Origin of the sequence: Bosea beijingensis (assembly GCF_030758975.1) — a bacterium.
Classification (GTDB): Bacteria; Pseudomonadota; Alphaproteobacteria; order Rhizobiales; family Beijerinckiaceae; genus Allobosea; species Allobosea beijingensis.
Map to the genome: position 1 here is coordinate 683036 of NZ_CP132359.1, position 14268 is coordinate 697303.

General features: G+C 66.6%; 15 protein-coding genes. 9 read left to right on the top strand and 6 right to left on the bottom strand.

The window, feature by feature from the left end; genetic code table 11:
- Positions 1–52 precede the first annotated feature (52 nt).
- On the bottom strand, positions 53–1249 hold the full coding sequence (locus Q9235_RS03425; RefSeq protein ID WP_306225388.1) for a M20 aminoacylase family protein: 1197 nt from the start codon (positions 1247–1249) through the stop codon (positions 53–55).
- 306 nt (positions 1250–1555) lie between these two features.
- Here Q9235_RS03425 and Q9235_RS03430 point away from each other — a divergent pair, with 306 nt between their 5' ends.
- Complete coding sequence (locus Q9235_RS03430; protein WP_306225389.1) at positions 1556–2848, top strand: adenylosuccinate synthase; 1293 nt, start codon at positions 1556–1558, stop codon at positions 2846–2848.
- 31 nt (positions 2849–2879) lie between these two features.
- Positions 2880–4121 (top strand): histidine kinase, encoded by a 1242-nt coding sequence (locus Q9235_RS03435; protein ID WP_306225390.1) that lies wholly within the window; start codon positions 2880–2882, stop codon positions 4119–4121.
- A gap of 185 nt (positions 4122–4306) precedes the next feature.
- Here Q9235_RS03435 and Q9235_RS03440 read toward each other — a convergent pair whose 3' ends face one another.
- Positions 4307–5254, bottom strand: coding sequence for a polyprenyl synthetase family protein (locus Q9235_RS03440; RefSeq protein WP_306225391.1), 948 nt, complete (start codon positions 5252–5254; stop codon positions 4307–4309).
- Positions 5255–5381: 127 nt separating this feature from the next.
- On the opposite strand from Q9235_RS03440, the gene mtgA reads away from it, so the two are divergent.
- Together mtgA and rpmF are read left to right on the top strand one after the other, a co-directional pair.
- Positions 5382–6050 carry a monofunctional biosynthetic peptidoglycan transglycosylase gene (mtgA, locus tag Q9235_RS03445; RefSeq protein WP_422678262.1) on the top strand — a complete coding sequence of 223 codons (669 nt, stop codon included), beginning with the start codon at positions 5382–5384 and terminating at the stop codon, positions 6048–6050.
- A gap of 151 nt (positions 6051–6201) precedes the next feature.
- Positions 6202–6387 carry a 50S ribosomal protein L32 gene (gene rpmF, locus Q9235_RS03450; RefSeq protein ID WP_047582212.1) on the top strand — a complete coding sequence of 62 codons (186 nt, stop codon included), beginning with the start codon at positions 6202–6204 and terminating at the stop codon, positions 6385–6387.
- A 72-nt stretch (positions 6388–6459) separates the two neighbouring features.
- Here the strand turns inward: rpmF and Q9235_RS03455 are convergent, their stop codons facing one another.
- Positions 6460–6672, bottom strand: a complete 213-nt coding sequence (locus Q9235_RS03455) for a hypothetical protein (protein WP_306225392.1) — start codon at positions 6670–6672, stop codon at positions 6460–6462.
- A gap of 172 nt (positions 6673–6844) precedes the next feature.
- Between Q9235_RS03455 and Q9235_RS03460 the strand changes: the two genes are divergently transcribed.
- Positions 6845–8536, top strand: coding sequence for an EAL domain-containing protein (locus tag Q9235_RS03460; protein ID WP_306225393.1), 1692 nt, complete (start codon positions 6845–6847; stop codon positions 8534–8536).
- Positions 8537–8607: 71 nt separating this feature from the next.
- Here the strand turns inward: Q9235_RS03460 and Q9235_RS03465 are convergent, their stop codons facing one another.
- Together Q9235_RS03465 and Q9235_RS26825 are read right to left on the bottom strand one after the other, a co-directional pair.
- Complete coding sequence (locus tag Q9235_RS03465) at positions 8608–9537, bottom strand: type III secretion system effector protein (RefSeq protein WP_306225394.1); 930 nt, start codon at positions 9535–9537, stop codon at positions 8608–8610.
- Positions 9538–10047: 510 nt separating this feature from the next.
- Positions 10048–10269: a diguanylate cyclase domain-containing protein gene (locus Q9235_RS26825; protein WP_422678344.1), complete on the bottom strand. Its 222-nt coding sequence runs from the start codon at positions 10267–10269 to the stop codon at positions 10048–10050.
- Between the two features lie 143 nt (positions 10270–10412).
- On the opposite strand from Q9235_RS26825, the gene Q9235_RS03470 reads away from it, so the two are divergent.
- Complete coding sequence (locus tag Q9235_RS03470) at positions 10413–10922, top strand: hypothetical protein (RefSeq protein WP_422678263.1); 510 nt, start codon at positions 10413–10415, stop codon at positions 10920–10922.
- Positions 10923–11114: 192 nt separating this feature from the next.
- Here the strand turns inward: Q9235_RS03470 and phaR are convergent, their stop codons facing one another.
- Positions 11115–11717, bottom strand: coding sequence for a polyhydroxyalkanoate synthesis repressor PhaR (gene phaR, locus Q9235_RS03475; RefSeq protein WP_306225396.1), 603 nt, complete (start codon positions 11715–11717; stop codon positions 11115–11117).
- A 305-nt stretch (positions 11718–12022) separates the two neighbouring features.
- Between phaR and Q9235_RS03480 the strand changes: the two genes are divergently transcribed.
- The 3 genes from Q9235_RS03480 to phbB are packed head-to-tail and all read left to right on the top strand — an operon-like array spanning position 12023 to position 14205.
- Positions 12023–13201 (top strand): acetyl-CoA C-acetyltransferase, encoded by a 1179-nt coding sequence (locus Q9235_RS03480; RefSeq protein ID WP_306225397.1) that lies wholly within the window; start codon positions 12023–12025, stop codon positions 13199–13201.
- A 19-nt stretch (positions 13202–13220) separates the two neighbouring features.
- Positions 13221–13436, top strand: coding sequence for a DUF1737 domain-containing protein (locus tag Q9235_RS03485; RefSeq protein ID WP_306225398.1), 216 nt, complete (start codon positions 13221–13223; stop codon positions 13434–13436).
- Between the two features lie 43 nt (positions 13437–13479).
- Entirely contained in the window at positions 13480–14205 is a 726-nt protein-coding gene (gene phbB, locus Q9235_RS03490; protein WP_306225400.1) for an acetoacetyl-CoA reductase, read from the top strand.
- Positions 14206–14268 lie beyond the last annotated feature (63 nt).

Consider the following 14268-nt stretch of genomic DNA (forward strand, 5'->3'; position numbering starts at 1 on the left):
CTGTCCTGCGTGATCGCAGCCGGCCCCGGAGGGCCGGCCGCGATGATCGTGATCAGGCGGCCTTGGCCTGCCCGAGCTCCTGGTCGACGACGCCGACCCAGTAGCGCACGCCATCCGGGATGATCTCGTCGTTGAAGTCGTAGAGCGGCGTATGCAGGCCGACGAAGGAGCCGTCCGGGTTGACGCCGTTGCCGATGCGCATGAAAGCGCCAGGGCGCACCAGCATCATCTCGGCGAAATCCTCGCCGCCCGTGCCCGGCCGCAACTGGCCGTTGACCTTCTCGGCGCCGACCGCGGCCGTCGCTGCCGCGACGCCGACCCGGACCTGCTCGGCCTCGTTCACCAGCGGGCTGGTGCCACGATGATAATAGGCCTCGGCCTTGCAACCCCAGGCCTGAGCGGTGGCCGCCGCGAGCTCGCCGATACGGCGCTCGACGAGATCGCGCACCTCAAGCGAGTAGGTGCGGGCCGTGCCGCCGATGACAAGTTCGGAGGGAATGACGTTCGAGGCGTTGACGTCGCCGCCATGGATATAGCCGACGCTGATCACCGCCGTGTCGAGCGGGGCGACGTTGCGGCCGATGATGCCCTGCAGGCCGAGCACGAAATGCGCCTGGGCATAGGTGATGTCGGTCGAGCGATGCGGCTGCGAGCCGCCATGGCCGCCGACGCCGTGGAAGGTGACCTTCCAGCTATCGGCCGCCGCCAGGAACGGGCCGACCGTGGTGCCGAAGGTGCCGGGCGCCATGCCGGGCGTGTTGTGCAGGCCGTAGATCGCATCGCAGGGAAAACGCTCGAACAGCTTGTCGGCCAGCATCGCATTGGCGCCGCCGCGGCCTTCCTCGGCCGGCTGGAAGATCAGGTTGACGGTGCCCTCGAAATCCCGGTTCTCGGCGAGGTAGCGCCCGGCCGCGAGCAGCATCGTGGTGTGCCCGTCATGACCGCAGGCATGCATCCGGCCCGGATTCTTCGAGGAATAGGGCAGGTTCGTCGTCTCATCGAGCGCCAGGCAGTCCATGTCGGCGCGCAGGCCCACGGCCCGGCCGGGCCTGTTGCCGCGGATCACCCCGACGACGCCGGTCTTGCCGACATTCTCGGTGACCTCGACGCCCCATTCGCGCAGCTTGTCCGCGACGAGCTTGGCCGTGCGCACCTCTTCGAGGCCGAGTTCGGGATGCTCATGGATGTCGCGGCGGATCGCGGTGAAGGCGGCATGGTGCTGGTCGAGCCAGGCGTCGAGCTTCGTCATGGTCGGTGAAATCCCCTCTCCTTGGGTCGGCGCGCGGCGTGGCCCCTCCATCGCCGCCTGCTGACCCATAGCCCTTACGCCCGATTGTGGCAGCATCACTGCGCAGATGCTGCAGGGCGGCCATGCTCCGGCAGTTTATCCCGCCAAATTGGTGTCCAGGCCGCCGGAAAACTTGACCTGCGGGCCGTGTTGGCCCATGAGGGCTTGCAAGGACCTGCCCCGAAACCCCGGCCTTGCGCCGGGGTTTTGCATTTGCGCGGGCCGCTTGCGTGAAGGCAACGCGGTAACAGCAGGGACACCTCGCTCATGGCGAATGTTGTGGTGGTCGGCGCCCAGTGGGGCGACGAGGGCAAGGGCAAGATCGTCGACTGGCTTTCCAGCCAGGCCGATGTCGTCGTCAGGTTCCAGGGCGGCCATAATGCCGGCCATACGCTCGTCATCGACGGCGTAGTCTACAAGCTCTCGCTGCTGCCCTCCGGTATCGTCCGCCCCGGCAAGCTCTCGGTCATCGGCAACGGCGTCGTCGTCGATCCCTGGCATCTCGTCGAGGAAATCGCCAAGCTGCGCGCCCAGGGCGTCGCGATCACCCCCGACAACCTGCGCATCGCCGACAACGCGACGCTGATCCTGCCGCTGCACCGCGAGCTCGACCATTTCCGCGAGACCTCGAATGCCGGCATGAAGATCGGCACCACCAAGCGCGGCATCGGCCCGGCCTATGAGGACAAGGTCGGCCGCCGCGCCATCCGCGTCATCGACCTCAAGGACGAGGCCCTGCTCGAGGCCAAGATCGAGCGCCTGCTCGCCCATCACAACGCGCTGCGCCGCGGCCTCGGCATCGGCGAGGTCGATGCCGGCGAGTTGCTCGGCCAGCTCAAGACGATCGCTGGCGAGGTGCTGCCCTATGCCACCTCGGTCTGGGCGCTGCTCGATACCGAGCGCCGCGCCGGCAAGCGCATCTTGTTCGAGGGCGCGCAGGGCGCGCTGCTCGATGTCGATCACGGCACCTATCCCTTCGTCACCTCCTCGAACATCGTCGCCGGCCAGGCGGCGACCGGCTCGGGCATGGGCCCCTCCGCGGTCGGCTACGTGCTGGGCATCGCCAAGGCCTACACCACCCGCGTCGGCGAGGGTCCCTTCCCGACCGAGCTCTTCGACGAGGTCGGCGAGCTGATCGGGACCAAGGGCAAGGAATTCGGCGTCGTCACCGGGCGCAAGCGTCGCTGCGGCTGGTTCGACGCCTGCCTGGTGCGCCAGACGGTCAAGACCTCCGGCATCGACGGCATCGCGCTGACCAAGCTCGACATCCTCGACGGCTTCAAGGAGATCAAGGTCTGCGTCGGCTACAAGCTCGACGGCCAGATCCTCGAGCACCTGCCGGCCGGCCAGAACGACCAGGCCCGCGTCGAGCCGATCTACGAGACGATCGAAGGCTGGGAAGGCTCCACCGCCAATGCCCGCTCCTGGGCCGACCTCCCGGCGCAGGCGATCAAGTATGTCCGCCGCATCGAGGAGCTGATCGGCGCCACCGTCGCCGTGCTCTCCACCAGCCCGGAGCGCGACGATACGATCCTCGTCCATAATCCTTTCGAGGGTTGACGGCGGGCTTTATCAGCGACAAGTGAGGCCAATGGCCGACTTCTATCCGATCCTGGCGCGTGCCGTCGCCGGGCTGCCCGAAACCTCCCCGGAGGCCCGGCGCGCCATCTACGACCGGGCGCGGACGGCGCTCGTCGCGCAGTTGCGCGGTCTCGACCCGCCCCTGAGCGAGGCCGAGATCATGCGCGAGCGCCTGTCGCTCGACGAGGCGGTCGCCCGGATCGAGGCTGATTACGACGACGCGCCGGCTCCGCCGCCGGCGTCCGACGGCCCGGTGATCCGCACCGTCGAGAACCCGACGCTGCCGATCCGCCCGCCGACGCCGAAGAAGGCGCCGGAATTCGCGCCGCTCCCCGCCGCTGCCGGTCAGGACGACGGCGAGCCCCTGCCGGAACCGGCCGAGCCGCAGGTTGCCCGGCCGCGGGTGCAGCCGCCGCGCGAACGGCGGGTCAAGCCCGGCCATATCCGCTCCGCCGTCGTCGGCGGCGTCGTGGCGGTCGCGGTCGCCGCGATCGCGGCCACGGCGATCTATGTCCACAAGCTCCGGCCGCAGGACACGCCGCGCCAGAGCAGCGAGACCGCCCAACGCGCCCAACCGACGCAACCCGACAATGCCGGCAAGATTTCCGAGCGGGCCGGCGAGCCGGGCTCGCCGCAGCAGAATCGCCCTGCCGGCAACCCGCAGGGCAATACGCCCGGCACCCCCGTGCCGCAGCCCAGCGGCGAGATCGCGGTCGCCCAGCGTGCCGTCCTCTTCATCGAGGTGCCGGAAACCCCGCAGCAGCCGCAGACCAGGACCGGCCGCGTGTTCTGGCGCCTCGACAGCGAGAGCGCCGGCCAGGGCCGCCCGATCGAGACCATCGTGCGGGCGACCGTCGAGATTCCCGAAGAGGGCTTGAGCCTCGACTTCACCATCCGCCGCAACACCGATTCGGCTTTCCCGGCCTCGCATATCATCGGCCTGCGCTTCACCAGCACCGGCGACCCGGCGACCCAGACGGTCAAGGAAGTCGGCGTTCCCCAGTTCAAGAGCGAGGAAGGCGAGCGCGGCGCGCCGCTCTCGGCGATCAACTCGGCGCTCGGCGACAATCTCTTCGTCGCGGCCTTGTCGAACGTGCCGGTCGAGGTCGAGCGCAATGTCGACCTGATCCTCAGCCGTAGCTGGATCGACGTGCCCGTGCGCTTCGCCTCGGGCCGGCGTGGCATCATCACCTTCGAGAAGGGCGTCTCCGGCAGCCAGACGCTAGCTGACGCCTTCGGCCGCTGGCGGTAAGGGCGCGCCGCGCTATCGTCTTTTCCAGAGACGCGCGTATAGCGCGGTAGGGTGAGGGGTAGCCCCCTCACCGAGTGAGCTTTGAGGTGGTCGCCGCGCAGCGGTGAGGCTGTAGCTGGCTGGTCCAGGCGCCGACACCTCACCCCTACCCTCTCCTTACAGGAGAGGGGATCCCGCGCCCCTCTTCAGCTCTTCCGCTCGGCCGCGAACCGCGCCGCCGCCCGCAGCATATCCGCCTCCGGGCCGAAGCCCGCCAAAGCCTCCACCGCCTCGGCGCTCAACCGATCGCGCTCGCGCTTGGCACCGTCGAGGCCGAGCGCGCCGACCAGCGTGCCCTTGCCCTTGTCGGCGTCCTTGGCGGTCGCCTTGCCCATTTGCTCGGCATCAGATTCGACGTCGAGGATGTCGTCGGCGACCTGGAAGGTCGCGCCCAGCGCCCGGCCATAGCGCCCGAGCGCGGCCAGCGCCGCCGCATCCGCTCCGCCGAGCCGCGCGCCGATCTCGACGCTCGCCGCCAGCAATGCCCCGGTCTTCATCGCCTGGAGCCGGCGAATCTCCGCTTCCGGAAGCGCGCCGCGCACCGGCTCGAAGCGCCCTTCGGCAGCAAGGTCCAGCATCTGGCCGCCGACCATGCCGCCGACGCCAGAGGCCCGTGCGAGGCAGGTCACCAGCGCCGCGCGCACCGCGCCGTCGGGATGCGTCGCCTCGTCGGCCAGCACCTCGAAGGCCAGCGTCAGCAGGGCATCGCCCGCCAGGATCGCCGTCGCCTCGTCGAAGGCCTTGTGGACGGTCGGCCGCCCCCGGCGCAGGTCGTCGTCATCCATCGCCGGCAGGTCGTCATGCACCAGCGAATAGCAATGCAGCAATTCGACCGCGGCTCCCGCCCGCCTAGCCTGCTCGGCAGGGACACCCAAAAACCGCGCCGTCTCGACCGTCAGGAAGGGCCGCAGCCGCTTGCCGCCGGCCAGCGCGCCATGCCGCATCGCGGCAACCAGACGCGGCGGGCGTACGATCTCGCCCGTAGCCGGAGCATTGGACAGCACGGCCTCCAATAGTGCCTCGATGGCAACCGCGTTCTGCGCCAGCCGGGTATCGAGATCGCCGGAATGGACCGAAGGAGGGACGGAACTCATGCGCAGGTCTCGCGTTCGCTGCCGGAAGGGGGGCCTTGCCGGACGTTCGCTGCATCGTCAAGCTGCGCCGCCTTGGGCTCGGGCCATGACGGCCGGGCCGGCCGAGCGGCAGCGGGGGTGAAGCAAGGTGCTGGGTAGGGTTCTCGGCCTGTGCTTCCGGCTCGCCATCTGGCTGCTCCTCGCCCTCGCGGCGTTGATCCTGCTCTATCGCTTTGTGCCGGTGCCCTCGACATTGATGCTCGGCCGCTGGCTTGTACTGAAGCCGGTCGAGCGCGACTGGGTGCCGCTCGACCAGATTTCGCCGCACCTGATCAAGGCCGTCATCGCCTCCGAGGATCAGCGCTTCTGCAGCCATGGCGGCGTCGACTGGGTCGAGCTCAACAAGGTGCTGGAGAACGAGGACGGGCCGAGCCGCGGCGCCTCGACACTGACCATGCAGACCGCCAAGAACGTCTTCCTCTGGCCCGGCCGCTCCTATATCCGCAAGGGCATGGAGATCCCGCTCGCCATGGCGATCGACCTCGCCTGGTCAAAACCGCGCGTCATCGAGGTCTACCTGAACGTCGCCGAATGGGGCGAAGGCCTGTTCGGGGCGGAAGCCGCGGCACAGCGCTATTTCCGCAAATCCGCGGCACGATTGACGCCGGCCGAGGCCGCCCGGCTTGCCGGCGCCCTGCCCAATCCGCTGTTGCGCAACCCGGCAAAGCCGAATCGGGCGCTGCAATCCGCAGCCGGCCGCAGCCTGCGCCAGCTCGGCCAGCTCGGATCGCTGGGCGATTGCGGCCTTCCCGGCTAGAACCTGCCGCGCCAGCGAAGAAAACCGGATTCGGCACTAGCAATCCTCGCCCCGACCGTGTAAGGCCAACGCCTCACGAGATTGATCCGTCGCTGTGGCGGATGCGTGGCCTTGGGCCAGCGTCCGGGCGGTGGCATGATGGAGAAGTACAATGGCCGTTCCGAAGAGAAAGACGTCGCCGTCGAAGCGTGGCATGCGCCGCTCGGCCGACGCCCTGAAGCAGCCCACCTATATCGAGGACAAGAACTCGGGTGAGCTGCGCCGTCCGCACCATGTCGACCTGAAGAGCGGCATGTATCGCGGCCGTCAGGTCCTGAAGGTCAAGACCGACGCCTGAGGCGTTCCGTCTTCGACACAGGCTTGCCTGCAAAAGTTTGAAACCGGCCGCGAGGCCGGTTTTTCTTTGCCGTCAGCCCCGCGCCGATTGCAGACGGACGCTGGCTGCCGGAACGGCGAGCCGCGCCGTCGCACGATAGAGGCTCGCCGCCGCTTGCGGGCTCGCCCGGCCGCGCCGGGCGAACGGGCCGATCTCCGCCCGCGCCGCAGCCGCCTGCAGCAGCACGAGCGCCGATGCATTGGCCTCGGCGGCATTCCGTTCGGTCCAGCTTCCGGCTTCCGCCATGTATCACTCCGGCACACGCAACTTGTGACGGAGTGGTCAGTGCAAGGAATCAACCAGCCTTAACGCTGCGTTAATCAGGAATACCGCATCGTTTCGAAGCACTTCCCATCACATGGACAGAGCGCCGAAGCACCGGAACGGAGCCGCGCAACCGTCCGATCGAGGCCGACCGATGCCCTCCCCGTCGATCTTCAGCTTCCAGAACGGCAGCCCGGTTGATCCCCGCAGCATCCTCTCCTCGATCGGCGAAGTGGTTTATGGCTGGGACATCCAGAGCGACGCGCTGAGCTGGGGGCCGAACGCCCGCGAGGTCCTCGGCGCGCTTCCCGGGCAGGCCATGCAGCGCGGCCTCGCCTTTGCCGGCCTGGTCGAGCCCGGCAGCGGGCCGAGCCGCTACGACGCGATCTTCTGCTCCAGCGAGCACGACACCGGCGACGGCGTCATCTACCGCACGCGCTACGCCATCGATCTCGCCGGCCGCAAGATGTGGGCCGAGGATACCGGCCGCTGGTTCGCCGGCAGCGACGGCTATCCGGCGAGCGCGCGCGGCGTGCTCAGGCTCGAACGCGCCGCGAGGCCGGACGAGCTCGAGCAGTTCGGCAGCGAGCTCTGCGACCGCCCGGCCCTGGTCGAACGAATCGGCATGGCCCTGCAGGAACATCTGCCGGCGGAGCGGCCGGTCGTGGTCCTCGTCGCCGCCATCGACGAGCTCGCTCGGCTCAACGACGATTTCGGCCATGAGGCCACCGACGAGATCATCGCCACCGTGCATGAGCGCCTGCGCTCGGTGACGCGCCGGCGCGACCATCTCGTCCGCTATGCCGGCAACAGCTTCGCGATCCTCCTGGTCGGCTGCCCGCCGGAACAGGTCGAGCCCGCCGCCCGCCGCTTCATCAAGGTCGTCGCCCAATCGGCGATCGAGACCAGTCGCGGCATCGCGCTGGTGCGCTTGCGCGTCGGCGCCGCCAGCGCCCCCGAGCTCGGCAGCCATGGCGGCGCCCTGCTCGCCGCGGCGGAAGGCGCCCTGGCAAGTGCCCGTGCCGGCGCCGTCGATACCGCCGTGATGGCCAGGCCGCAGCCGCGCCGTAGCTCGGGCAGCGACCAGACAGGCTTCGACGTGCAGGCCATTGCCGCCCTCAACGAGCGCCGCGTGCGCCTCGCCTTGCAGCCGATCGTCCGGACGAACTCGCGCGAGGTCGCCTTCCACGAAGCGCTGCTGCGCGTCGGCCAGGGCGAGACCGGCCTCTACTTCGCCTCGGCCGAGCTGATCCCGATGCTGGAGCGGCGCGGCCTCGTCCGGCTGTTCGACCAGCGCGTGCTGGAACTCGCGATCGAGATGCTGGGCGCCGACCCGAACCTCAATCTCTCGGTCAACGTCTCGCCGCGCTCCCTGAACGATCCCGAATGGTTCGACGCCTTCATCGCCTGCACCAGCGCCGCGCGCGGCAAGGCCTCGCGCCTGATCGTCGAGATCACCGAGACCGCAACGATCGAGAATCCCGGCCGCATCGCCAAACTGCTGGGCCGGATCAAGGAACAGGGCGCGCGCGTCGCGATCGACGATTTCGGGGCCGGTCACACCTCGCTCAAGCACCTGCGCGCCTTCCCGATCGACATCCTCAAGATCGACGGCGCCTTCACCCAGAACCTGCGCCGCTCGACCGACGACCGCTTCTATGTCCGCACCCTGGTCGAGCTCGCCAGCCATCTCGGCGTCGAGACGGTGGCCGAATGGGTCGATGACGAGATGCAGGCATGCATGCTGCGCGACTGGGGCGTCACCTATCTGCAGGGCCATCTCGTCGGGCGGGCGGAGGTTGCCGAGCCACTGCAGGCTGCGCCGCGCCGGTTGGCGGCCGGCTGACGCAGGCATCGCACAAAATCCCGATCCCCGAGCCGGAAGGCTACCCCTGACGGGCGGCGGCGGTCACAGGCTCAGAAGGGGTTCCAGGGCGCGTCGATGGCGCTGACATGGCCGTACAGGATCGGCTTGGCCGCCCTGAGCTTGTCCAGGTTCGGCTTCGCAAACTCCCAGAACTTGTCGAAGTCCTTGAATTTCGCGGGCATGGCCTGGAAGCCCCAGTGGTCCTTCCGCAGGGGCCGGCCTCTCATCGACGCGTAGACATTGGTCGCGTTGACCGAGAAGAAATCGAACTTGTCATACTCGTAGTTCACCCCGCCGTCGGTCAGGCGAACATAGGTTCCCAGCGTCCCGTCGGCGATATGGCAGAATTCGTGAAAGAGAATCTCGTTCGGCTGCGCGCCCGGCGCCAGGCTTCCCGAGAAATTCTTCGGCGAGAACTGCACGGTCGAGTTGGCGTTCTGCTCCCCGGACAGAAAGGGGAAGATGTCGACGTTTCCCGGCATGGAATTGACGATCAGCCGGCCCATCTCGTTGGCGAGGATGTATTTGATGACCTTCTCGATGCCGTTGATCCAGTCCTGGCCGGTCGTCTTGAGATCGGCCTGTTCCGCGCCGGCGGGGTTCAGGATCAGCTTCGACGAAAAGGCGCTCGGCCGCGACGGCAGGTTGTTCGATGCACGGTCGGTCGAAGCAAATGTTATCGGCAGGGCCGCCGTCTGCGGCCGGCCGGCCGCGTCATAGGCAGCAATATTGTCTCCCGCCTTCAACCCGCGCAGCATGAAGTAGACGTGCAGATTTCCGTCCTTCTTATACGGCGGCGGCGATTGAAAGCGGCTGCTGTTGATCGGCACATAGGCATTGCCGGGCTGACATAGCTGGATCGACCAATCCATATCGGCGGCCCAGACCGCTATGGCGGCGTTTCCAGAGGGGTCCTTCAGGGCCAGACTGCTCAAGCCCGGGCTGTTCTTGGTCGCCGGAATACCGACAAAATGCGGCATGTGCAGCTCCTTCGTTCAGAATGCTTCAGCCACGTCACGGGCCGGCGTCATTCCGGCGCCGCTCCCCGCCGGATGAGAATGGCGGAGAGGGCTCGACGCCGCTTCATCCATATGGACGAGGCATCGCGAGGGCGTGTTTGGCGGGTCTGATGTCGGATACGAAGGGCGCGCCTCATCTCATGGGATCGGCGCGGTCGAGGCTTGCGTCTGATGGCCTTTCGCAGGGTTCTGCTTTCGACCCAATGCTGACGTTCAGTCCATGCACAGCGTCAGCGTGGATACAGACGTTAGCCGCGTCGAAGGGTGAACACGAAGCCGAGCACAGTTTCGAAACCAATTGCCCAAGAAGCCAAGATAGTGAAGGCAAAGAGACACGCGAAAGTGCCGAGACCAATCCCTAGAGCGCGCAACACCGCAAGTTGTCGGGGCTCGGGATCAGCGCGCCTATCTTCGTTGCTCATATTGTCTCCGACCCATCGGTGTCGTCAGATACCAGCCTCTGCCCTTATTTCAAGCTTTTGCGATAGGTCGGCAAGGCGACCCGTAGGTCTCGTTCAAGCGTTTAAAATAGTCGACGACGAGCACAACGAGCGCGGCCAGCGAGGTTTTGCAGTAGGAAGATTGGAGACCTGGCGTCGCGGGATCTTCGAAGTGGCGCCGATTGGCGAACCCCGGAAGCCCAGCAAATTTCCAAGGACGCTTTGCTGCGCTGAAGTTTTCGGCGGCACACAGTAAGGGTAGAAGCGTGGCGGGCGCTTTTGAGAATTACTCTAGGTTAACCTGACTGGTCTATCGTCCTCTTCAATCGTGGAGGTGCGGGTATGCCAGAACGGCGAAGGCATCATAGAGTCCCTGTCAGGTTAGAAGCCAGATTCATGCTGCAAGATGGCAGCGAGCATTTGGCGGAGACGGTTGATGCATCCTTGACCGGTATCAGTTTCCGCTCGCGTGCGGTGCCGTATCGAGGCCAGCGCGTAATCGCCTATGTCTCGGACCTAGGGCGCATCGAAGGCACTGCGGCGCGCATATCGAAGGATGGCTTCGCGATCACAATCGCTGGAACCCGTTATCGCAAGGATAAGATTGCTGGTGCACTGACATGGGCGAAACTAGAGGAGATTGGCGGCCGAACGACCGAAAGAATATCGCCGGTTGTCAAAGATGCGTTGCTATTCACCAATAACGCAGCGCACGCGGTTGAGATTCTGAATGTGTCACGCGGCGGAGCTGCTGTACGATCAAGTGTGTTCCTACCATTGGGTGCGGTGGTTCGGCTCGGTGATCATGCAGCCATTGTGCTGCGCCTCGAGAATGGCGTCTACGCTCTGGCGTTTGAGCGCGAACTGGCTCCGGAAATCGTCAACTCCGACATTCGCTTCACATAGCAGCCGCGTTCAGCTCTCGACGGCATCGGTAAAGCCAGCCCCAGATGTGATTGTGACCTCGTTGCGGGCAGCAAAAGGTGTGAGGGTGGCGCGTCAACTTTCGACCCCGTCCCGACGCTCGTAGCGCCCCCGGCACAAATAAAAACCGCGCCCTCATGTCCTGAGAGCGCGGCGCAAATCGTCAGGCTTGCCTCACCGCGTGCGTGACAGCTTGTCCAGCCGCTCGCGCATCTCGTTCAGCTCGCGCTTGAGATCGCCGAGCTCGCCGCTGCCCGCCTCCGCCGCGGGCTTCGCGCCGGCGGCCGCTTCCTGCTTGGCCTGTGCCGCCGCGGTGAACGGGTTGAACAGCCGGAACGCCTCCTGGAAGATCTGCATGTTCGCCCGCGTCTGCGCCTGGATGGCGTCGAGCGCATTGCCGCCGAAGGCCGAACCCCCGAAGGCCTTGGACATCTGCTCGCGGAACTTGCTCTGCTCCTGCGTGAGGTTCTCCATCGAGAACTCAAGGTAGCGCGGCACCAGCGCCTGCATGCTGTCGCCGTAGAAGCGGATGAGCTGGCGCAGGAAGGCGATCGGCAGCAGGTTCTGCCCGTCCTTGGCCTCCTCGTCGAAGATGATCTGCGCCAGCACCGAGCGCGTGATGTCCTCGCCGGACTTTGCGTCATAGACGACGAAATCCTCGCCCGAGCGCACGAGCCCGGCGAGATCCTCCAAGGTGACATAGGAGCTGGTGCCCGTATGATAGAGACGCCGATTGGCGTATTTCTTGATGACGGTCGGTTCTTTGTCGCTGGCCATCGGTCCTACTTGACGTTGATCCGCGGCCGCCGGCGATTCCGGCGTGCTCGGCGAAACGGTCTCCCATGGCCTGACGATAGCCTGTCGGTGCTGCACCGCAAGCTCTTTGAGCGGGCGCTGCAAAAATCGCCGAAGTCCCGCAACCACAAGCATGTACCCTCCGTTACGTCACTCAAGCGGCGACGCTCTGGACGATTTCGACGCTCGCCCGTCTTGACGGAGCCGCGGCGGGCTTCGAAGGTGGCGGGGAACGGTTGAGCCGGCGGGAGCGGTGCAACCGTAACAACAAAGCGAGGAACCCTCTCATGGCAGATTCGGATATCGTGATCGTCGGTGCGGCCCGCACGGCGGTCGGCGCCTTCAACGGCGCTTTTGCCAATACTCCCGCCCATGATCTCGGCGCCGTCGCGATCAAGGAAGCGCTGCGCCGCGCCAAGGTCGAAGCGGCCGAGGTCGACGAGGTCGTGCTCGGCCAGGTGCTCGCCGCCGGCCAGGGCCAGAACCCGGCCCGCCAGGCCGCGATGATCGCCGGCATCCCGCAGGAGAAGACCGCCTGGGGCTTGAACCAGCTCTGCGGCTCGGGCCTGCGCACCGTTGCGATCGGCCTGCAGCAGATCGCTAATGGCGACGCCAACGTCATCGTCGCCGGCGGCATGGAATCGATGTCGCTCGCCCCGCACGCCTCCTATATGCGTGCCGGCACCAAGATGGGCGACGTCAAGTTCGTCGACACCATGATCAAGGACGGCCTCTGGGACGCCTTCCACGGCTACCACATGGGCACGACCGCCGAGAACGTCGCGACCAAGTACCAGATCAGCCGCGAGGAGCAGGACCGCTTCGCCGTCGCCTCGCAGAACAAGGCCGAGGCCGCCCAGAAGGCCGGCAAGTTCAAGGACGAGATCGCCCCGGTGACCATCTCGACCCGCAAGGGCGACATCGTCGTCGACAGCGACGAGTATCCGCGCCATGGCGCCACGATCGAAGCCATGGCCAAACTGCGCCCCGCCTTCTCGAAGGACGGCACGGTGACCGCCGGCAACGCGTCGGGCCTCAATGACGGCGCCGCCGCGCTCGTCATCATGACTGCCAAGGAAGCGGCCCGCCGCGGCCTGACCCCGCTCGCCCGCATCGCCTCCTGGGCGACGGCCGGCGTCGATCCGCAGATCATGGGCACCGGCCCGATCCCCTCGACCCGCAAGGCGCTTGAGAAGGCCGGCTGGAAGGTCGGCGATCTCGATCTCGTCGAAGCCAACGAGGCCTTCGCCGCACAGGCTCTGGCGGTCAACAAGGACCTCGGCTGGAACCCGGACATCGTCAACGTCAATGGCGGTGCGATCGCGATCGGCCATCCGATCGGCGCGTCCGGTGCTCGCGTGCTGGTGACGCTGCTGCACGAGATGGCCAAGCGCGACGCCAAGAAGGGCCTCGCCACGCTCTGCATCGGCGGCGGCATGGGCGTCGCCATGGCCGTGGAGCGCTGAGAAGAAGCGCCCCCACCTCATGGCGAAGCGCACGACGCTCTACCGCTATCTCACCGGCCCCGATGACGCATCCTTCTGTCATCGGGTTTCCGAAGCTCTGAGCCTCGGCTGGTCGCTCTACGGCCAGCCCACCCTGACCTTCGACACGGTCCAGGGCCGGGTCATCTGTGGCCAGGCCATCATCAAGGACGTGGACGCGGCCTACGCGCCCACCCTGCAACTATCTGAACAATAACGGCGGCAAGCCGGAAGACGATCACTGAAAGGGAGACTGGCCTATGGCGAAGGTGGCATTGGTTACGGGAGGCTCGCGCGGTATCGGCGAGGCGATCTCCAAGGGTCTCAAGGCGGCGGGCTACTCCGTCGCCGCGAGCTATGCCGGCAATGACGAGGCTGCGGCCAGGTTCACCGCCGAGACCGGCATCAAGACCTATAAATGGGACGTCTCGGACTATGATTCCTGCGTCGCCGGCATCGCCAAGGTCGAGGCCGATCTCGGCCCGGTCGACGTGCTCGTCAACAATGCCGGCATCACCCGTGACGGCATGTTCCACAAGATGACCAAGGATCAGTGGAACGCCGTGATCGGCACCAACCTGAACTCGCTGTTCAACATGACCCGCCCGGTCTGGGAAGGCATGCGCGCCCGCAAGTTCGGCCGCGTGATCTGCATCTCCTCGATCAACGGCCAGAAGGGTCAGATGGGCCAGGTCAACTACTCCGCCGCCAAGGCCGGCGATATCGGCTTCGTCAAGGCGCTGGCCCAGGAAGGCGCCCGCGCCGGCATCACCGTCAACGCGATCTGCCCCGGCTATATCGCCACCGAGATGGTGCGGGCGATCGACCCGGCCGTGATCGAGAAGTCGATCCTGCCGCATATCCCGGTCGGCCGCCTCGGCGAGCCCGAGGAGATCGCCCGCGCCGTGGTGTTCCTGGCCAGCGACGATGCCGGCTTCATCACCGGCTCGACCCTCTCCGCCAATGGCGGCCAGTACATGGCCTGATCGGCCCCGTCGCCTGCCTCAGGCGACTGAAACAGAAAGACCCCGGAATGGCCTGACGGCGAT

Coding starts and splice junctions, on each gene's coding strand:
- Q9235_RS03485 (WP_306225398.1), top strand. CDS start 13,221: ATGGCGAAGCGCACGACGCTCTACCGCTATCTCACCGGCCCCGATGAC.
- Q9235_RS03460 (WP_306225393.1), top strand. CDS start 6,845: ATGCCCTCCCCGTCGATCTTCAGCTTCCAGAACGGCAGCCCGGTTGAT.
- Q9235_RS03435 (WP_306225390.1), top strand. CDS start 2,880: ATGGCCGACTTCTATCCGATCCTGGCGCGTGCCGTCGCCGGGCTGCCC.
- Q9235_RS03425 (WP_306225388.1), bottom strand. CDS start 1,249: ATGACGAAGCTCGACGCCTGGCTCGACCAGCACCATGCCGCCTTCACC.
- rpmF (WP_047582212.1), top strand. CDS start 6,202: ATGGCCGTTCCGAAGAGAAAGACGTCGCCGTCGAAGCGTGGCATGCGC.
- Q9235_RS03440 (WP_306225391.1), bottom strand. CDS start 5,254: ATGAGTTCCGTCCCTCCTTCGGTCCATTCCGGCGATCTCGATACCCGG.
- Q9235_RS03480 (WP_306225397.1), top strand. CDS start 12,023: ATGGCAGATTCGGATATCGTGATCGTCGGTGCGGCCCGCACGGCGGTC.
- phbB (WP_306225400.1), top strand. CDS start 13,480: ATGGCGAAGGTGGCATTGGTTACGGGAGGCTCGCGCGGTATCGGCGAG.
- phaR (WP_306225396.1), bottom strand. CDS start 11,717: ATGGCCAGCGACAAAGAACCGACCGTCATCAAGAAATACGCCAATCGG.
- Q9235_RS03465 (WP_306225394.1), bottom strand. CDS start 9,537: ATGCCGCATTTTGTCGGTATTCCGGCGACCAAGAACAGCCCGGGCTTG.
- Q9235_RS03430 (WP_306225389.1), top strand. CDS start 1,556: ATGGCGAATGTTGTGGTGGTCGGCGCCCAGTGGGGCGACGAGGGCAAG.
- Q9235_RS03470 (WP_422678263.1), top strand. CDS start 10,413: ATGCTGCAAGATGGCAGCGAGCATTTGGCGGAGACGGTTGATGCATCC.
- Q9235_RS03455 (WP_306225392.1), bottom strand. CDS start 6,672: ATGGCGGAAGCCGGAAGCTGGACCGAACGGAATGCCGCCGAGGCCAAT.